Consider the following 18,335-nt stretch of genomic DNA (forward strand, 5'->3'; position numbering starts at 1 on the left):
TATGGGGCCGTGCGTGCCGTTTTAGCAGCATCGGATGACAGTCGGCACCTAGTCCTTCACGGCAGGCTTGCGCGGGAGCTCTCGCTGGGGCAGCTTTCTTTGCGGTGTCGTGGGCGCATTGGCCAGCATCGCCGCGCTGCGCGCCTGCGCCGCCTGGATCATGGGCGATATCAGCTGGGTCTCGGGCAGGTTGTGCCAGTACTTGCGCGGCATTTCCTTGCACATGGCCGCCACCTTGAGCCGCGCGGGGTTGAAGATATGCGCGTAATAGGTGAGCCACAGGCCCTCGCCGGCGTCCAACGCGGGCGCATCCTCGGCGCTGGCGCCCGGCCCCCAGCTCAGCACGCCGGGGCGGGCCTTGAAGGGTTTGAGCGCGAAGTCGGGCTCCACGCCCTGCGCCGCCAGCGCGGCGACGTCGGGCGCATCGGGCCACCAGCGCAGGCTGACGCGCGGCGTGAGGATGGCCCAGCGCATGTTGGCGAAGCGCTTGACGAAAAACGGCGCCGCGGCATGCACGATATGGTGCACCGGCTCGAACCAGGCGACATGCAGCGGCCCGGCGCCATCCACCGGGTCATCGGCCAGCGCCACGGGCCTGAAGCGCACGAAGGCATGGGTCTTGTGCACCTCGCGGCGCACGGCCTTGATCCAATGTTGCATCTGCACGTGGTCGGCATCGAGCAGGTCGTGGCGCAGCGCGGGTTCATGCTGCATGCGCCACAGCAGCCGGTAGAGCAGCGCAAAGCGGTCGGGGTCGCAGTGCAGCAGGCAATGCTCGGCTTGTTCCAGCCAGGCGCGCGGCACGGTCAATGGACGCTCGGGGGACGATGCCGGCGCAGCCAGCGCGGAAGGCCCGGGCGGCGGCGCAAAAAGATCGGGCGCCTCGCGTTGCCCATCCTCGGTATGCCAGACGACCTGTTCGGGCGGCACCTGCTGCGACCACAGCCAGCGCGCAACGCTGCGCCAATGCGCGAAGTCGGTGCCGTCGCCGGGCAGGATCAGGGTCTGCGCCGCCATCGCATCTAGAACAGGCTGGCCTGCACCGGCGGCGCCATCGGCTGGACCAGCTTGGCCGCCAGCAGCGGATCGTCAAGCCGCCGGCCCGGGCTCCAGCCCAGGCATTCGACGAAGGGCAGCACCTTCGACATGGGCACGCGCAGTCGCTCGATGTCGGCGCTGCGCAGCTGGCGAAAGCGGCGCACCGCCAGCAGCTTGTCGACGCTGCCCACGCCCAGGCCCGGCACGCGCAGCAGCATCTCGCGCGGCGCGGTGTTCAGGTCGACGGGGAAACGCTCGCGGTGCGCCAGCGCCCAGGCCAGCTTCGGGTCGTGCTCCAGCGACAGCATGCGCTTGCCCTGCGCGCCCGCGGGCACGATCTCGTGCGCCTCGAAGCCGTAGAAGCGCATCAGCCAGTCGGCCTGGTAGAGCCGGTGCTCGCGCACGAGTGGCGGGGCGATCAGCGGCAGCTCGGCCGTGGCATCGGGAATGGGGCTGAAAGCCGAGTAGTAGACGCGGCGCAGCCGATAGCCGGTGTAGAGCCTGGAGCTGGTGACGATGATGTCGCCATCGTCCGCGCCATCGGCGCCGACGATCATCTGCGTGCTCTGGCCGCCAGGCGCAAAGGCCTTGGGCGCCGTGGGCCGGGTGCGGCACGAGCGCGGCATGGAGACGACGGAAGTCTTGCTCGCCTCCTTGCGCTCGGCCTTGGAGGTCGCGATGTGATCGTGCAGCTGGCCCATCGCCTGGTGGATGGTGGCGCTGCTTTTCTCGGGCGCGAGCTGCGCCAGGCCCTGCACCGTGGGCAGCTCGATATTGATGCTAAGTCGGTCGGCATAGAGGCCAGCTTCGGCCAAAAGCTCAGGGTCGGCATCGGGAATGGTCTTGAGATGGATGTAGCCCTTGAAGCCGTGCGTAAGGCGCAGCGTGCGCGCCACGCCGACGAGCTGCTCCATCGTGTAGTTGCTGCTGCGGATGATGCCGCTCGACAGGAACAGGCCCTCGATGCAGTTGCGCCGGTAGAAGTCGAGCGTGAGGTCGACGACCTCCGCCACCGAGAAGCGCGCGCGCGGGATGTTCGAGCTGACGCGGTTGATGCAGTACTTGCAGTCGTAGATGCAGAAATTGGTCAGCAGGATCTTCAGCAGCGAGATGCAGCGCCCGTCCGGCGTGTAGCTGTGGCAGATGCCGCTGCCCTCGGTCGAGCCGATGCCGCCGCCCACGGCATTGCGCTTGGCGCTGCCGCTCGAGGAGCAGGAGGCGTCGTATTTGGCGGCATCGGCCAGAACGGCGAGTTTGGTTTGCAATTCCACTGTATGAATATACAGAAATAACAAACCATTACTTACGCCAAGGAAATAGCTGTTGCGTTCTCTGGCTCCCCTCCCGCTGGAGCTCGCACAACATACTGCAACAATCAGAAATATATAGAAGGGATTTCCATTATGGAAAACTTTTCCACAAAAATTCATGCTCCGGGGGTCCCTCTGCCTTGCTCCAGCAGCGTACAGGGCCGGGCACCTCAACAATCAACGGAGACAGAGCCATATGAGAAAGCTCAACAAGAAATTTGCCTATGCCGCCCTTGCCTCGGCCATGGCGGTGGGACTGGGCGCCTGCGGCGGCGGCAACGGCGATGGCGACAACGCCGCCCAGCCGCAGCCGCCAGCGGTCGTCGACCCGACGCCGCCCACGGGCGAGCAGCCGCAGCCGCCCGCGGTGGAGACACCGGAAGTCGTCGACAACAGCTTCGATGCCTATTACAACGTCTGCCGCGGCACGAACCCAAAGTGCTACAGCGACTGGGGCGCGTTTGCCTCCACGCCCAACCGCGTGCTGATCTACTCGCGCACCGCCGGCCCGCGCCACGCCAATCTGGGCACGCCCATGGCCGCCGGGCTGAATCCTCCCATGAACGCCGACAACGTCATGCAGGCCGGCCTCAAGCGCATGATGGAGGAAGCGGGCATCCAGGCCGACTGGACCGAGGACGTCACAGTGCTCAGCGGCCGCATCAACAACTACAAGACCGTCATCTTCGCCAGCTCCAACCGCGACACGCTGTGGAACGAGGCTGTGCCCACCAGCAATGATGCGGCGCGCACCTCCCTGCGCAACTACATGCGCCGCGGCGGCGGCTTCGTCGGCCTGCACAACGCCTTCGGCGCCGAATACAACTGGCCCTACTACGAAGGTCTGCTGGGCAACGCCAACTTCTACAACCACGGCCCGAACCGCGACGGCACGGTGCAGATCGTGGCGCAGGATCCATCCACCGAGGGCGTGTCGCTGAGCTTCCCGTTCAAGGACGAGTGGTACAACCTCGCGCCCTTCCCGACCAACGTGAAGTTCCTGGCCAAGGTCGATACCTCGACGCTGAACCCGCTGACGGCCGCGCCGCATCCAGGCCACAAGGACTTCCACCCCGTCGCCTGGTGCCAGTATTACGACGGCGGCCGTGCCTGGCTGAGCACGCTGGGCCATGCCGCAGACCACTTCACCGCGAACTCCGCTGCGCCGGGCGCCAAGGACTTCCAGAAGATGGTGGTCCAGGCCGTCAAGTCGACCATGGGGTTGACCGAGTTCTGCACCAGCACCCCGGCTGCGGCTCCCGCCGCAGGTGCCGCAGCAGGTACCTCCACGCGCTGAGCTCCAACAACACCTAGGGGATATCCGTGAAGACACGTTCCTACACGCTTTCTGCGATCGCAGCGGCCATCATCTGCCTGCCCGTGGTGCTGATCGGCTGCGGCGGCAGCGACAAACCCGCCACCGCGCCGGCACCGGCGCCCGCGCCCACTCCCGACCCGGCACCGGCACCGACGCCGGCCGCCGATCTCAGCGACTGCTGCACTCCGGGCGACAAGGACTTCCCCAAGGTGGGCGGCAACCTTGGCAACCAGAACTACAGCGGCCTGGCCGCGCTGGACAAGCGCAACATCGCCCAGCTCGGCGGCGCCTGGCTCAACCGCGTCGAAGGCGGCCTGAACACCGGCACCAACCAGAGCACCACGGTGGTGGTCGATGGCGTCATCTACCTGGAAACCGCGCTGGGCAACGTGGTCGCGGTCGACGGCAAGACCGGCGTCACCAAGTGGAAATGGGAGACCCCCTACGGCACGATCACCCGCCGCGGCGTGGGCGTGGCCAAGGAGCTGGGCCTGGTCTACACCGTGGCCCCGGGCAACCGGCTGGTGGCGCTGAAGATCGCCACCGGCGAGGTCGCCTGGATCAAGCAGTACCCCAGCGCCACCACCGATGCCAACTACCTGGGCGCGGTGCAGAAGGTGGCCATCGTCTATCACAACAAGCGCCTGTACATCGGCACCAACGACGGCAACCGCGGCGCGGCCTTCACCGCCGATGCCACCAACGGCGAAGTGCTGAACGTGTTCTGGGGCATTCCCAAGCCCGGCACGCGCGGCTCCGAGACCTGGGGCGGCGCCGCCGAGTCCGACCGCACGGGCGCCACGCCCTGGATCCACCCGGCGGTCGACCCCGAGCTCAAGATGGTCTACTGGACCTTCGGCAACGTGCGCGGCGGCTCCTCGCAGGACGGCTCCAAGCGCCCGGGCCTGAACCTGTTCGCCAATTCCATCGTCGCGCTCGACTCCGACACCGGCGAGTACAAGTGGCATTTCCAGTCCGTGCACCATGACATCTGGGACATGGACAACGTGATGTCGCCGGTGCTGGCCGACGTGATGATCGGCACGCAGCTGCGCAAGGTCGTGATCTACGGCAGCAAGACCGGCATGTACTACATCCTCGACCGCAAGGACGGCTCCGCGCCGCTGGGCATCGACGAGATCCCGGTCAAGCAGGACGCGCGCCAGGCGACCTGGCCGACACAGCCGATCCCGCGCCAGGGCGCCTGGACCGAGACCTGCGTGGTCGACCAGCAACTGGGCACGGCCGTTCCGGGCGACCCGAATCGCGCCATTCCCAACTACCAGAAGGGCTGCCTGTTCGATCCGCACTGGGACATTCCGATCCTGTCGGTGCCGGGCCACGGCGGCGGCGCCAACTGGAACCACCAGTCGTTCAGCCCCAAGACCAAGCTGGTCTACACCGGCTATGGCTATGTGGGCGCGGCGCACTCGCTGACCGAGGCCAGCAACGGCCTGCGCCCGCCGGGCACCTACCAGACCGGCGGCGTCGTCGCCGTCGATCCCAGCACCAACCTCGTGCGCTGGAAGAAGGCCATGCCCTACTCGCTGGCCCACGGCAACGGCATCCTCTCGACGGCCGGCAACCTGCTGTTCATCGGCCAGCCCGACGGCAACCTGATCGCCATGGACGCGGACAACGGCAACGAGGTCTGGCGCTTCCAGACCGGCGCCTCGATCAGCGCCAGCCCGGTGAGCTACGAGATCGACGGCGAGCAGTACATCGCGGTGTTCGCGGGCGGCACGTCCATCCCCTACAGCGATGCGCCGCGCGGCGACTATCTCTGGGCCTTCAAGGTCGGCGGCAAGGTGCCGGCGGTCGAGGCGCCCAAGCCGCCGCAGGTGCGCCGTCCGGTCTCCGGCACGGCGGTGGCCGGCGCCAGCCTGCCCACGCCCTACACCGTCTTCCTGGGACGCGTGCAGACCGCCACCAACGCGCCGGGCGCGGCGGAATCCACGGCCGTCAACGCCATGACGCCCACCTGGATGACGGTGCCGCTGAACACCACCGTGACCTTCACCAACCCGGCGGACAACAAGAACGCGCATTGCGCCACGCAGTTCTTCGAAGGCGTGTTCAACTTCAAGCTGGCGCCGGGCGAGTCGGCACAGCACAGGTTCACGCAGCCCGGCGAGTACTTCTACAACGACTGCCACAGCCCGCGCCCCACCGGCAAGATTGTCGTCAGCGCGCAATGACGCCACGGGCCGCAAGGCCCAGGTCGATGCATCCAAGCCTGCCATGCACAGCCATGGCAGGCTTTTTCATTCAGGGAGCGGGGCGGGCCGGCGACCTGTAGGAGCTCGCCCACCCCATTGCATGCCATGTCCCGACATCCAGGACGCGGATGTGAACGCACGCTCAGGGCATAACTTTTCCCCTTTTTGTATGTACGCCCTCCAGTCCCCCGATCTCCCGATTTCCGCCGTCGCTCCAGTGGACTGTCCCCGGAAGGGCACGGCTTTCTTCCCCCTCTACGACCGGCTGGCGAATCACATCCCCAGCGACCAGGAACGCGAGACCGCGGCCGAGTTCCTGCGCCAGGCGCTGCAGGACGTGGCGCAGCAGGAAGACGATCTGCCGGACGACCCGTCGGGCCTCACGGCCTGGATGGAAGCCAATGTCCAGAAGGTGCACGGCCAGTACCAGGCCTATCTGGAAGGGCGCAAGGCCGGCAGCCCGCGGCGCTATTTCCTCAACCGCGCCCATGCGCTGTATTTCCTGCGCAATGTCGCGCCCACCAAGCTGGTCGACGGCTCCTGGCTCTATGGCCTGTGCGCGCATGCCGGCAATTCGCGCCTGTCGGACCTGGTGACGACCTATGTCGAGGAGCTGGGCGACGGCCTGGACGACAAGAACCACGTCAAGCTCTACCGCGCGCTGCTGGAGACCTATGGGCTCGATCCCGTCGGCGAGCTGCCCGATGCGCTCTACCAGCAGGGGCTGGTGCAGCTGGCGCTGGGCTGGAACGCGCAGGAGTTCCTGCCCGAGATCGTGGGTTTCAACCTGGCCTACGAGCAGTTGCCCCTGCACCTGCTCATCACCTCCTACGAGCTCAACGAGCTGGGCATCGACCCCTACTACTTCGTGCTGCATGTCACCGTGGACAATGCCGACACCGGCCATGCCAAGCGCGCCTGCGTCGCTGCGCTCGACGCCGCGCCGCGCATCGACGACGATGGCGACTACTGGCGCCGGGTGCGCGCCGGCGCCAAGCTGGGCAACCTGGGCGTGAGCACGCTGGACGTGATCGACGGCTTCGACATCGAGAACGAGGTCATTGCCATCATGGCGCGCAAGGCCCCCTCGGGCAATGGCGCGCATTCCGACTTCTGCAAGGTGGCGGGGCGCAGCGTGAACGACTGGCTCTCGACCCCCGACGCGATGCCCGAGTTCCTCGCGGCGCTGGAGAAGTCGGGTTGGATCAAGCGCAACCAGCCGGCCAGCGAAAGCCGCTTCTGGCAGCTGCTGCAGGGCGAGCGCGCGGAGATGTTCGGCGTGTTCTCGCCCTACGAGCTGCAGGTGATCCATGACTGGATCCGCGGGCCGGACAGCGTCGATGGCGCCAAGTTCGACAAGGACGCCGCGCCCGGCAGCCAGACCCGGCAGAGGAGCTTCCGCGTGGAGCAGCGGCTCAAGGCCGCCCGCGGCGCGGCCCCCGACCGCAGCGCGGCCGGGCTCGATACCGATCTGGAGATCTTCGAGCAGCGCTATCCTTCGCTGGATCCGGCCGCCAAACGCGATCTGCTGGTGCAAGCCATGTCGCCGGCCCTGCACTGGACTCCGGTGGGCCTGAAGGCGACCCGGCTTTTTCTCGGCGCGCCCTGAATCTCGCCCGCGCGCCGCTCACGATGGCATCGGCGGCAGGCGGTGGATGCAGGCCTTGAGCGCCGCGAAGCATTCGGGATCGATGGCGGTGCCGACGGCCGCGTCCATGATTTCCAGCGTTTCCTCGACCGGCACCGCGCCGCGGTAAGGGCGGGCTGCGGTGATGGCATCGAAGATGTCGGCGCAGGTGATGATGCGCGTCTCGAGCGTGATGTCGCGCGCGTCCAGCCCGCGGGGATAGCCGGTGCCGTCCAGGCGCTCGTGGTGCGCGCCAGCAATGCGCGCGAGCTCGCCAAACGCGGCAATGCGCGATAGGATGGTTTCGGTATGGATAGCATGCTGCTGCACCGCAATCCATTCGTCACGGTCGAGCTTGCCGGGTTTGTCGAGGATGCTGTTGCTGACACCGAGCTTGCCGATGTCGTGCAGCAGCGCGCCCCGCCTGAGCCAGCGGCGCCGCTCCTCGTTGAAGCCCATGGTCTCGGCCATCAGGTCGACATAGAGCGCCACGCGCGCGCTGTGCCCGCTGGTGTAGGGGCTCTTGGAATCGACGACCTGCCCGAACGCCGCGGCGATGTCGTCCAGATAGTCTTCATCCAGCGGCACCGGCACCGAGGCAGGCTCGAGCGCCAGCACCGCGGCGCCGATGTCCTCGCGGGCCAGCCGTTCCCAGAACCCGGCGTCGGCCACCTCGATGAAAGCGTCGATCACGGCCGGGTCCAGCCACTGGCCGCGCCGGCGCTGCAGTTCCTGCATCACGGCTTCGCGCCCGCCGCTGGTATGGAACACATCGACCACCTGCGACAGCAGCGCGATGCGCGAATACAGCGGAATGTCCTGCCCGCCCAGGCCGTCGGGCCGGCCCTTGCCGTTGAAATGCTCGTCCAGATGGTAGATGCCCCGCGCCACCGACTCGGGAAAGCGCAGCAGCCGCGCGATCTCGGCGCCGCGCTGGCAGCGCGTCTGGATCAGCTCGTCGGCCAGCTGCGTGCCGTTGCGCAGGATGTTCATCACCGCGCGAAAGCGCTCGGCCAGCGGCGCGCGCAGGCCGGTATGCGACAGCACGAAGTTCAGCACCTGGGGCAGGCTGTCGCCCACCGTCTTGAAGTCGTGCTTGAACGCCAGGTCGTTGGTCAGGTAGAGCTCGCAGATGCGCGCGGCATTGCTGCTGCATCCCAGATCCTTGAGCAGCAGCGTGTAGTACAGGCCCCAGAGCTCCTCGTGCGCCAGGCCCAGGCGCTGCCCGACCTGCGTGCCGATCCAGCAGCAGCGGGTGCAGTGCCCCTGGGGCTGCCCCTCGGTGATATCGAGGGCGTGGCTTAGGGCGGAGATTAGCTCCGAAAGGCGCAGTCCATGCATGGCAGACGTGGGAGTGGGTTCAACTCGATGTACAACTTACATCGTGTCACAATCCGAGTCTGCGTCATTTCCAAAGACCGTACCTGGGCTCGGCCCTTCCTGCCCGCGACCTGCAGCAGCTGGGCCAAGCGACCCGGTGCCCTGGCCCGGCGGCACCCGCGCGGAGATGGCCGCGCGCTTTGGATGACGCCTGCCCGATGCAAAAAACCGCAAGTGCCCGGGGGCAGTTGCGGTTTTCTTGCGGGAGGCTGGCCCGAAGCGCTGGCTACGTTCGAGCCACCGTCTTTATTTGATGGACTTGCGCAGGCCGTCCGCATGCTCGCGGTGGGCCTTCAGGACCGGCAGGGTCTTCGTGGCAAAGGCCTTCACGTCGGCGTCGTCTGCGTTCTTGCTGGCCTTCTCGAACAGCGAGATGTCCTTCTTGTGGTCGTCGAGGCCGACTTCCTTGACGAACTCCTTGTCGAAGTTGCTTGCACGGCCGATCTTGTCCAGGCGGGCCTGCTTGTCGGTGGGCAGCGCCGTGGGCAGCGCCACGCCCTTGGTGCTCGCCAGGCTCTTGAGTTCCTCGTTGGCTGCAGTGTGGTCCTTGACCAGCATCGCGCCATAGGACTTCACGCCTTCCGCGCTGCCCTTTTGCTGCGCCAGCTGGCCGGCCGCGACTTCGTACATGCCGCCCGCGGCGGCCTTGGTCATGAAGTCCTGGTCCTTCTTGCTGACTTCAGCGTGTGCGCTGGCAATCATGGCAACGCTGAATGCGGCGGCGGCGAAATGGCTGAGTTTCATTGGAGGCTCCTTGTAAAAACCCCACGTTAAGCCCCTGCCGGCACGGTGTTCGTCAGCCGGCACCCCATTGCCCGATGGGAATGGACCTACGGGCCATCATGCCCCTAGGGCTTCTTGCCGCGCTGCAGTTGCTCCACCGCGGCCATAGTCTTGCCCACATGCTCCACGGGATCGGCCCCGACATGCGCGAACTTGATCCTGCCGTCCTGCCCGATCACATAGGAGATGCGGTCAGCGCGCTGCGGATTGGCCGCGGCCGCCGCGTCATAGGCCTGGATGGTGCGCGCCTGCGGGTCGGACGCCACGGCAAACTGGTCGCGGCAGGCTTCCTCGGAAAAACGCTGCAGGGTGTCGATGTCGTCATGCGACATGCCCACCACCTGCGCGCCCAGCGCCTTGAACCGCGGCGTGGCCTCGGCAAACGCGTGGGCTTCGAGGGTGCAGCCCTGGGTGAAGGCCTTGGGGAAGAAGTACAGCACCACCGGCCCTTTCTGCAGCGCCGCCTGCAGGTTGAACGCGAAGGGCTTGCCGGCCACCGCGGCCTGCGTGGTGAAGGTGGGCGCCGCGTCGCCGGGCTTGAGCACGGCATGGGCCGCCGTGGAGAACAGGGCCGCCAGCACCAGGGCTGCGGGGAATGCGGCACGAACGCCAAAGCCGGAACTGCGCATGGTTTACCTTTCCAATGGGATGTCCTGCATTGTCCCGCCTTCGCGCCGGCGCCAGGTCGGCGCAATGCACGGACAATGGGGCTTTTGCACTCATATTCGGGAGAACAGGCAATGGCATCCAGGAAAGTAGCGGTCATCACGGGCGCCGGCTCGGGCATCGGCAAGGCCGCGGCGCTGGCGCTGCTGGGCGGCGGCTTCGACGTGGTCCTGGCGGGGCGCCGGGCGCAGCTGCTGGAGCAGGTGAAGGAGGAAGCCGAAGCGCTGCATGGTGCCGGTGGCCGCGTGCTGTGCGTGCCCACCGATGTGGCCGACCCTGAAGCCGTTGCCGCGTTGTTTGCCCGCGCCGTCGAGCAGTTCGGCCGCGTCGATGTGCTGTTCAACAACGCCGGCCGCGGCAACCCGCCCGGCTCCTTCATCGACTGGACTGCGCAGCAGTGGCGCGAGGTGGTCGATGTCAACCTCAACGGCATGTTCTATTGCCTGCAGCAGGCCTTCAAGGTGATGCAGAGCCAAAGCCCGCAGGGCGGGCGCATCATCAACAACGGCTCGATCTCGGCGCATGCGCCGCGCCCGAATTCGATCGCCTACACCGCGACCAAGCATGCGGTGATGGGGCTGACCAAGACCGCGGCGCTCGATGGCCGACAGTACGACATCGCCGTGGGGCAGATCGACATCGGCAACGCGCTGACCGAGCTGGCCGAGCGCATGACGCAGGGCGTGCCCCAGGCCAATGGCGAGATCGCCGTCGAGCCGACCATGGATGTGGGCGTGGTGGGCCAGTCGGTGCTGTACATGGCCAATCTTCCGCTCGAGGCCAACGTGCTGTTCCACACCGTCATGGCCACCAAGATGCCTTTCGTCGGCCGGGGCTGAGGCCTGATCAGGCCAACGCTGCACGGGGTCGGTGGACCTATCCCGTGTGGCGGTATAGGGAATCCGCTGTAATGGAAGCTTGTGCAATGGGAACCATGCAATGACCACCAAGACCTCGCTGGACAAATCGAAGATCAAATTCCTGCTGCTGGAAGGCATCCACCCCAGCGCGCTGCAGCTGCTGCACAAGGCCGGCTACACCAACGTCGAGACCATCACGGGCGCGCTGCCCAATGACGAGCTGATGCGCAAGATCGCCGACGTGCACTTCGTCGGCATCCGCTCGCGCACCCAGCTGACCGAGGAAGTGTTCCAGGCGGCGCAGAAGCTCGTCGCCGTGGGGTGCTTTTGCATCGGCACCAACCAGGTCGACCTGAACGCCGCGCGCCAGCGCGGCATCGTGGTGTTCAACGCCCCCTACTCCAACACCCGCTCGGTGGCCGAGCTGGTGCTGGGCGAAGCCATCCTGCTGCTGCGCGGCATTCCCGCGAAGAACGCGGCGGCGCACCGCGGCGGCTGGCTCAAGACGGCCGAGAACTCCTACGAGATCCGTGGCAAGACGCTGGGCATCGTCGGCCACGGCTCGATCGGCAGCCAGCTGTCGGTGCTGGCCGAGGGCCTGGGCATGCAGGTGCAGTTCCACGACATCGTCACCAAGCTGCCGCTGGGCAACGCGCGCCAGGCGGCCTCGCTGCAGGAGCTGCTGGCGACCAGCGACATCGTCAGCCTGCACGTGCCCGAGCTGCCCTCGACGCAATGGATGATCGGCGCCGCCGAACTGGCGGCCATGAAGCCCGGAGCGATCCTGATCAACGCCTCGCGCGGCACGGTGGTGGAGATCGACGCGCTGGCCGATGCGCTCAGGTCGGGCCATCTGCTGGGCGCCGCGCTCGACGTGTTCCCCGTCGAGCCGCGCACCAACAAGGATGAATTCATCTCCCCGCTGCGCGGCCTGGACAACGTCATCCTGACCCCGCACATCGGCGGCTCGACCATGGAGGCGCAGGCCAACATCGGCCTCGAAGTCGCGGAGAAGCTGGTCAAATACAGCGACAACGGCACCTCGATCTCGGCCGTGAACTTCCCCGAGGTCGCGCTGCCGCCGCACCCCGGGCAAAAGCGCATCCTGCACGTGCACCACAACGTGCCTGGCGTGCTCTCGGCCATCAACCAGGTGTTCGCGCAGCACGGCATCAACATCGCCGGGCAGTACCTGCGCACCGACGAGAAGCTGGGCTATGTGGTGATGGACATCGGCGACACGCAGGAGCTGCCGATGGCGCAGCTGCTGGATATCGCGGGGACGATCCGCTGCCGCGTGCTGCTCTGAGCCTGAAGACAAAAAAGCCAACCCCAGGGGGTTGGCTTTTTCAACTGGTGGGCCTCCCGTGAGTCGAACACGGCACCAACGGATTATGAGTCCGCTGCTCTAACCAAGCATGAGCTAGAGGCCCGCAAACCTGAAGCCAGGGACTTGAGCTGCCCTGGCAAAACCCGCTCATTGTAGACGCTATCGGCGATGGCTCAGCGCATTGGTCACGAGCTTCGAGGTGATGTCGACAATCTGGATCATCCTGTCGTAGTGCATGCGCGTCGGGCCGATCACGCCCAGGGTGCCGACGACCTTGCCGTCGACCTCGTAGGGCGCGCTCACCACCGACAGCTCCTCGAAGGGCACCACATGGCTTTCGCCGCCGATGTAGATGCGCACGCCCTCGGCCTGGTTCGAGATGTCGAGCAGGCGCAGGATCTGCGTCTTTTGCTCGAAGAGGTCGAAGGCGCGGCGCAGATGGTCCATGTCGCTGGAGAAATCGCTCACGGCCAGGAGATTGCGCTCGCCGGCGATCACGACATCACCCTCCTCGCTGTGGCTTTCGGTGCCGACGTTGACGGCGGCCTGCATCAGCTGCGCGACCTCGCCGCGCAGCCGTTCGACCTCGCCCTTGAGGCGTTCGCGCACCTGTTCCATGGCCAGGCCGGCATAGTTGGCGTTGAGGAAGTTCGCCGCCTCGACCAGCTGCGCGGCGGTGTAGTCGACCTCGGTGAAGATCACGCGGTTCTGCACGTCGCCCTCGGGCGAGACGATGATGACCAGGAAGCGCTTTTCCGACAGGCGCACGAACTCGATCTGGCGGAACACCGAGCTGCGCTTGGGCACCATCACCACGCCGACGAACTGCGACAGGTTCGACAGCAGGTGCGCGGCGTTGGCGATGACCTTCTGCGGCTGCTCGGCCGGCAGCGCGGGCGCATGCAGGCCGTCGCGCTGCACTGTCAACATGGTGTCAACGAACAGACGGTAACCTTTGGCCGTGGGAATACGGCCCGCGGAGGTGTGCGGGCTGACGATCAGGCCGAGCTCCTCGAGGTCGGCCATCACGTTGCGTATGGTTGCAGGCGACAATTCAAGGCCCGAGGCACGCGAAAGCGTACGTGAACCTATTGGCTGGCCGTCGGCGATATATCGCTCGACCAGCGCTTTGAGTAACAACTTGGCACGGTCATCGAGCATGTAGTGATTTTAATGATGTAATTTCAAAATGACTTCTAAGTTCCGCCGCGTCGCGCTGATAGGGAAATACCAGTCGCCCGCCTCCAGCAGCGCCAGCCCCGACAGCGTCCGCCACGCCCTCCAGGATATCGCCAGCTTCGTGACCCGGCAGGGCTGCGAAGTCATCGTCGATGCGGATTCGGCCGCCAATGCCGGCATCGAGGGCTACCAATCGATGGATATCGACGGCCTGGGCACGCATTGCGACCTCGGGCTGGTCGTGGGCGGCGACGGCACCATGCTGGGCATCAGCCGCCATCTGGCGCGCTACGGCACGCCGCTGATCGGCATCAACCAGGGGCGCCTGGGCTTCGTCACGGACATTCCGCTGGGAGATTATCAGGCCCCCCTCACGCCCATGCTCCAGGGGGAATATGAGGAAGACCTGCGGCCCATGATCCGCGCGCGCGTCATGCGCGGCGAGCAGCTGGTGTTCGAGGCGCTGGCGATGAACGACGTCGTGGTCAACCGCGGCGGCACCTCGGGCATGGTCGAGCTGCGCGTCGAGGTCGGCGGGCATTTCGTCGCCAACCAGCGCGCCGACGGCCTGATCATCGCCACGCCCACGGGCTCGACGGCCTATGCGCTGTCGGTGGGCGGCCCGATGATGCACCCCTCGATTCCCGCCTGGGTCATGGCGCCGATCGCGCCGCACACCTTCTCCAACCGGCCCATCGTGCTGTCGGATGCGACCGAGGTCGCCATCGAGGTGGTGGGCGGGCGCGATGTCAGCGCCAATTTCGACATGCAGTCGCTGGCCTCGCTGCTGCATGGCGACCGCATCCTGGTGACCAAGGCGGAACATTCGGTGCGCTTCCTGCACCCCAAGGGCTGGAATTACTTTGCCACCCTGCGCAAGAAACTGGGCTGGAACGAGGGGATGAATTGATATGGCGCTCAAACGCATTGCACTGCGCGACTTTGTCATCGTCCAGGCGCTGGACCTGGATCTGCACGGCGGCTTCACCGCGCTGACCGGCGAGACCGGCGCCGGCAAGTCCATCCTGATCGACGCGGTGCAGCTGGCCCTGGGCGCGCGCGCCGATGCCGGCGTGGTGCGCGAAGGCGCGTCGCAGGCCGACATCTGCGCCGAATTCGAGTGCCCGGCGCGGCTCAAGCCCTGGCTCGAGGAAGGCGGTTTCGCGCTGGAGGACACGCTGCTGCTGCGCCGCGTGATCGACGCGCAGGGCCGCAGCCGCGCCTGGATCAACGGCGCGCCCGCCACCGCCACGCAGCTGCGCACCGTGGGCGAGCAGCTGCTCGACATCCACGGCCAGCATGCCTGGCAAAGCCTCACGCGGCCCGACGCGGCGCGCGAGCTGCTCGATGCCTACGCCGGCCTGCAGACCCAGCCGCTGCGCAAGCTCTGGAGCGAGTGGCGCGGCGCGCGCCAGGCGCTCGAACATGCGATTGCCGCGCAGGACAGCCTGCAGCGCGAACGCGAGCGGCTGCAGTGGCAGCTCGGCGAAGTCGAGAAGCTCGACCCGGGCGAGGACGAGTGGGAGGAGCTCAACGCCCAGCACACGCGGCTGTCGCATGCGCAGGCGCTGCTGGATACGGCGCAGAGCGCGCTGTTCGCCATCGAGGACGACGAGGCCGGCGGCCTGGCGGCGCTGACGCGCGCCCATGGCGAGCTGCAGTACCAGGAACATCTGGACGCGGAATTCAAGGAGATCGCCGAAGTGCTGGCCTCGGGCCTGGCGCAGATCGGCGATGCGCGCCATTCACTGCAGTCCTATCTGCGCCGCACCGAGCTCGATCCCGAACGCCTGGCCGAACTCGACACCCGCCTGTCGCTGTGGATGCAGCTTGCGCGCCGCTACAAGCGCCCGCCGGCCGAGCTGCCGCAGCTGTATGCGGGCTGGCAGGAGGAGCTGCGCCAGCTCGATGCGGTCGTGGATATCGAAGGGCTGCGCGCCCGGGCCGATGCCGCCCAGGCGCAGTACGAGCAGGCCGCGCGCGCCCTGTCGCAGCAGCGCGCCAAGGCCGTGCCGAAGCTCGCGCGCGCCATCACCCAGGCCATGCAGGGGCTGGGCATGGAGGGCGGGCGCTTCGAGGTCGCGCAGACCGTGGCCGAGGAACCGGGCCCGCACGGCATCGATGCGCTGGCCTTCCTGGTGGCCGGCCATCCGGGCGCGAGCCCCAAGCCCATCGGCAAGGTGGCCTCGGGCGGCGAGCTGTCGCGCATCTCGCTGGCCATTGCCGTGACGACCAGCGAACTGGGCGAAGCCTCGACGCTGATCTTCGACGAGGTGGATTCGGGCGTGGGCGGCGCGGTGGCCGAAACCGTGGGCCGGCTGATGCACAGGCTGGGCCAGGACCGGCAGGTGCTGGCCGTGACCCACCTGCCCCAGGTCGCGGCCTGCGCCGACCACCATCTGGTGGTGGCCAAGCGGCGCGACAAGCAGGCCACCACCAGCACCGTCATGGCGCTGGCCCAGGACACGCGTGTGGCCGAGGTGGCGCGCATGCTCGGCGGCGAGCGCCTGTCCGAAACCACCATGGCGCACGCGCGCGAAATGCTCCAGCAGGCCAGGGGTTGACGCATGGGACTCGAGATCGTGTTGGTCACCGGCATGTCCGGTTCCGGAAAATCCGTGGCGCTGCATGCGCTGGAAGATGCCGGCTACTACTGCGTCGACAACCTGCCGCCCGAGCTGCTGGCCTCGTTCGTGGAACTCGAGCACACGCACCACGGCAACCGCGTGGCCATTGCCATCGACGCGCGCAGCGCCACCGGCCTGCCCCGGCTGCCCGCGCAGCTGGCCGCGCTGCGCGAGCAGGGCGTGCTGGTGCAGTCGCTGTTTCTCGATGCCACCACCAGCACGCTGGCGCGGCGCTTTTCCGAGACCCGCAGGCGCCATCCGCTGTCGAGCGACGAACTGCAGCAGGGCCGCCGCGCGCTGATGCAGACCATCGGATGGGAGCGCGAGCTGCTGGCCGGCCTGCGCGAGCAGTCGGAGGTCATCGATACCAGCCACCTGCGGCCCTCGCAGCTGCAAAGCTACGTCAAGAGCCTGCTGACCTTGCCGCGCGGGCAAATGACGCTGGTGTTCCAGTCCTTCGGCTTCAAGCACGGCATTCCGGCGGACTGCGACTATCTGTTCGACGTGCGCATGCTGCCCAACCCCTACTACGACACCGATCTGCGCCCCTTTTCCGGCAAGGACGCGCAGGTGCAGGCCTTCCTGCGCCAGCAGCCCGAGGTGCTGGAGATGCAGCGGCAGATCGTGCAGTTCTTCGAGCACTGGCTGCCGCTGCTGGAGCAGAACCACCGCAGCTATGTGACGGTGTCCATCGGCTGCACGGGCGGACAGCACCGTTCGGTGTATCTGGTGGAGCAGCTGGCGGCGCACTTCGGCACGGATTGGCCTACGTTGACAAGGCACCGAGAGCTGGATGGACGCACGGCTGCGGCGGAGATCTGATTTTCGTTGAGCGCGCTTGCCACCCGTCCATGGTTCGACAGGCTCACCACGAACGGTTTTTCCGTTCGCCCTGGGCAGCTCCATCGAAGGATGGACGTCCTGTCCTCGGAGAAACCGCCTACCTTCCCCCGTCCAGCAACTTCCTCACCGGCGCCGGCAACCCCATCGCCTCCCACTGCGCCCGCGTATACCAATCATCTGCCGCGGGTTCAGCCGCCTCGACCCGCGCGATCACCGGGTGCAGATGCAGATCCCGATGGGTGAGCACATGCACGAACGCATCCTGGTGCTCGAGCTCCACTGCGCCCGGCCAGCGCGCCTGCACAGCGGCTTCCAGCGCCGCAGCGTCCTCGAACACCGCCGGAGCGTAGAGCCCCGCCCAGATGCCGGTGGACGGGCGCTTGCCCAGGCGGATGCGCCCTTCGCGGTCCTGCGCGATCAGCAGCCACCAGGCCTGGGAACTGCGCTTGAGCTTGCGCGTGCGCACCGGGTAGTCCTCGGGGTTGCCGGCGCGCGAGGCGCGGCACTGGCTCTGCAGCGGGCACAGCAGGCAGGCCGGCTTGCGCGGCAGGCACAGGCTCGCGCCCAGGTCCATCATGCCCTGGGTGTAGCGCGGCATCGCGTCCTGCAGATCGAGCTCCCGCGGATCGGGACACAGGTCGGTCGCCAGATCCCAGAGCTCCCGCTCGTTGCGCGCCACGGCGAGATCGCCATCGAAGGCCAGCACGCGCGTGAGCACGCGCCGCACGTTGGCATCGAGAATGGGCACGCGCTGCGAGAAGCAGAAGGCCGCGATGGCGCCCGCGGTCGAGCGGCCGATGCCGGGCAGCGTCGCCAGCTGCTCGGCGGTCTCGGGAAAGCGCCCGCCATGCAGCGCCATCACTGCCTGCGCGCATTTGTGCAGGTTGCGCGCGCGGCTGTAGTAGCCCAGGCCGCTCCACAGCGCCAGCACCGCGTCCTCGGGCGCGGCCGCGAGGCTGGCCACGTCGGGGAACTGCGCCAGGAAGCGCGGGTAGTAGCCCAGCACCGTCGCCACCTGGGTCTGCTGCAGCATGATCTCCGAAAGCCAGACCCGGTAGGGGTCGCGCGTCTGCTGCCAGGGCAGGTGGTTGCGGCCATGCGAGGCCTGCCACTGCACGACGGCAGCGGCGATGGAGGAATTCGTCAAGATCTGAT

The 18,335-nt window shown here is 67.1% G+C and carries 15 protein-coding genes and 1 tRNA gene; 8 read left to right on the forward strand and 8 right to left on the reverse strand.

What is annotated here, in order from left to right; genetic code table 11:
* Nucleotides 1-48 precede the first annotated feature (48 nt).
* Complete coding sequence (locus M9799_RS04905; protein ID WP_231043553.1) at nt 49-1,017, reverse strand: TIGR03915 family putative DNA repair protein; 969 nt, start codon at nt 1,015-1,017, stop codon at nt 49-51.
* 5 nt (nt 1,018-1,022) lie between these two features.
* Entirely contained in the window at nt 1,023-2,309 is a 1,287-nt protein-coding gene (locus tag M9799_RS04910; protein WP_231043552.1) for a putative DNA modification/repair radical SAM protein, read from the reverse strand.
* A 235-nt stretch (nt 2,310-2,544) separates the two neighbouring features.
* Between M9799_RS04910 and M9799_RS04915 the strand changes: the two genes are divergently transcribed.
* The 3 genes from M9799_RS04915 to M9799_RS04925 all read left to right on the forward strand — a co-directional run bounded on the left by M9799_RS04915 (nt 2,545) and on the right by M9799_RS04925 (nt 7,494).
* Complete coding sequence (locus M9799_RS04915) at nt 2,545-3,645, forward strand: ThuA domain-containing protein (protein ID WP_231043551.1); 1,101 nt, start codon at nt 2,545-2,547, stop codon at nt 3,643-3,645.
* Nucleotides 3,646-3,671: 26 nt separating this feature from the next.
* Nucleotides 3,672-5,864 (forward strand): outer membrane protein assembly factor BamB family protein, encoded by a 2,193-nt coding sequence (locus tag M9799_RS04920; protein WP_231043550.1) that lies wholly within the window; start codon nt 3,672-3,674, stop codon nt 5,862-5,864.
* 190 nt (nt 5,865-6,054) lie between these two features.
* Nucleotides 6,055-7,494: an iron-containing redox enzyme family protein gene (locus M9799_RS04925; protein WP_255662604.1), complete on the forward strand. Its 1,440-nt coding sequence runs from the start codon at nt 6,055-6,057 to the stop codon at nt 7,492-7,494.
* 18 nt (nt 7,495-7,512) lie between these two features.
* Here M9799_RS04925 and M9799_RS04930 read toward each other — a convergent pair whose 3' ends face one another.
* From M9799_RS04930 to M9799_RS04940, 3 genes are all read right to left on the reverse strand, one after another.
* A complete protein-coding gene (locus M9799_RS04930) occupies nt 7,513-8,853 on the reverse strand; it encodes an HD-GYP domain-containing protein (protein WP_231043548.1) in 1,341 nt (446 codons plus the stop codon).
* 285 nt (nt 8,854-9,138) lie between these two features.
* Nucleotides 9,139-9,636, reverse strand: coding sequence for a DUF4142 domain-containing protein (locus tag M9799_RS04935; protein WP_231043547.1), 498 nt, complete (start codon nt 9,634-9,636; stop codon nt 9,139-9,141).
* Nucleotides 9,637-9,740: 104 nt separating this feature from the next.
* On the reverse strand, nt 9,741-10,304 hold the full coding sequence (locus M9799_RS04940) for a peroxiredoxin (protein WP_231043546.1): 564 nt from the start codon (nt 10,302-10,304) through the stop codon (nt 9,741-9,743).
* A 111-nt stretch (nt 10,305-10,415) separates the two neighbouring features.
* Between M9799_RS04940 and M9799_RS04945 the strand changes: the two genes are divergently transcribed.
* Both M9799_RS04945 and serA read left to right on the forward strand, forming a co-directional pair.
* On the forward strand, nt 10,416-11,180 hold the full coding sequence (locus M9799_RS04945; protein WP_231043545.1) for an SDR family oxidoreductase: 765 nt from the start codon (nt 10,416-10,418) through the stop codon (nt 11,178-11,180).
* 100 nt (nt 11,181-11,280) lie between these two features.
* Nucleotides 11,281-12,510 (forward strand): phosphoglycerate dehydrogenase, encoded by a 1,230-nt coding sequence (gene serA / locus M9799_RS04950; protein WP_231043544.1) that lies wholly within the window; start codon nt 11,281-11,283, stop codon nt 12,508-12,510.
* A 45-nt stretch (nt 12,511-12,555) separates the two neighbouring features.
* Here serA and M9799_RS04955 read toward each other — a convergent pair.
* Both M9799_RS04955 and hrcA read right to left on the reverse strand, forming a co-directional pair.
* A tRNA-Ile gene (locus M9799_RS04955) sits at nt 12,556-12,634 on the reverse strand.
* A gap of 56 nt (nt 12,635-12,690) precedes the next feature.
* A complete protein-coding gene (gene hrcA, locus M9799_RS04960) occupies nt 12,691-13,692 on the reverse strand; it encodes a heat-inducible transcriptional repressor HrcA (protein ID WP_231043543.1) in 1,002 nt (333 codons plus the stop codon).
* A 28-nt stretch (nt 13,693-13,720) separates the two neighbouring features.
* On the opposite strand from hrcA, the gene M9799_RS04965 reads away from it, so the two are divergent.
* The 3 genes from M9799_RS04965 to rapZ are packed head-to-tail and all read left to right on the forward strand — an operon-like array spanning nt 13,721 to nt 17,159.
* Nucleotides 13,721-14,620: an NAD kinase gene (locus M9799_RS04965; protein ID WP_231043542.1), complete on the forward strand. Its 900-nt coding sequence runs from the start codon at nt 13,721-13,723 to the stop codon at nt 14,618-14,620.
* A gap of 1 nt (nt 14,621) precedes the next feature.
* Nucleotides 14,622-16,274: a DNA repair protein RecN gene (gene recN / locus M9799_RS04970; protein WP_231043541.1), complete on the forward strand. Its 1,653-nt coding sequence runs from the start codon at nt 14,622-14,624 to the stop codon at nt 16,272-16,274.
* Between the two features lie 3 nt (nt 16,275-16,277).
* A complete protein-coding gene (rapZ, locus tag M9799_RS04975) occupies nt 16,278-17,159 on the forward strand; it encodes an RNase adapter RapZ (RefSeq protein ID WP_231043540.1) in 882 nt (293 codons plus the stop codon).
* Nucleotides 17,160-17,277: 118 nt separating this feature from the next.
* Here the strand turns inward: rapZ and mutY are convergent, their stop codons facing one another.
* Nucleotides 17,278-18,327, reverse strand: coding sequence for an A/G-specific adenine glycosylase (gene mutY, locus M9799_RS04980; RefSeq protein WP_231043539.1), 1,050 nt, complete (start codon nt 18,325-18,327; stop codon nt 17,278-17,280).
* Nucleotides 18,328-18,335: the final 8 nt, after the last annotated feature.

Origin of the sequence: Comamonas endophytica, assembly GCF_023634805.2 — a bacterium.
GTDB lineage: Bacteria > Pseudomonadota > Gammaproteobacteria > Burkholderiales > Burkholderiaceae_C > Comamonas > Comamonas endophytica.

Coding starts and splice junctions, on each gene's coding strand:
- M9799_RS04925 (WP_255662604.1), top strand. CDS start 6,055: ATGTACGCCCTCCAGTCCCCCGATCTCCCGATTTCCGCCGTCGCTCCA.
- M9799_RS04935 (WP_231043547.1), bottom strand. CDS start 9,636: ATGAAACTCAGCCATTTCGCCGCCGCCGCATTCAGCGTTGCCATGATT.
- M9799_RS04930 (WP_231043548.1), bottom strand. CDS start 8,853: ATGCATGGACTGCGCCTTTCGGAGCTAATCTCCGCCCTAAGCCACGCC.
- recN (WP_231043541.1), top strand. CDS start 14,622: ATGGCGCTCAAACGCATTGCACTGCGCGACTTTGTCATCGTCCAGGCG.
- rapZ (WP_231043540.1), top strand. CDS start 16,278: ATGGGACTCGAGATCGTGTTGGTCACCGGCATGTCCGGTTCCGGAAAA.
- M9799_RS04905 (WP_231043553.1), bottom strand. CDS start 1,017: ATGGCGGCGCAGACCCTGATCCTGCCCGGCGACGGCACCGACTTCGCG.
- M9799_RS04965 (WP_231043542.1), top strand. CDS start 13,721: ATGACTTCTAAGTTCCGCCGCGTCGCGCTGATAGGGAAATACCAGTCG.
- hrcA (WP_231043543.1), bottom strand. CDS start 13,692: ATGCTCGATGACCGTGCCAAGTTGTTACTCAAAGCGCTGGTCGAGCGA.
- serA (WP_231043544.1), top strand. CDS start 11,281: ATGACCACCAAGACCTCGCTGGACAAATCGAAGATCAAATTCCTGCTG.
- M9799_RS04945 (WP_231043545.1), top strand. CDS start 10,416: ATGGCATCCAGGAAAGTAGCGGTCATCACGGGCGCCGGCTCGGGCATC.
- M9799_RS04940 (WP_231043546.1), bottom strand. CDS start 10,304: ATGCGCAGTTCCGGCTTTGGCGTTCGTGCCGCATTCCCCGCAGCCCTG.
- M9799_RS04915 (WP_231043551.1), top strand. CDS start 2,545: ATGAGAAAGCTCAACAAGAAATTTGCCTATGCCGCCCTTGCCTCGGCC.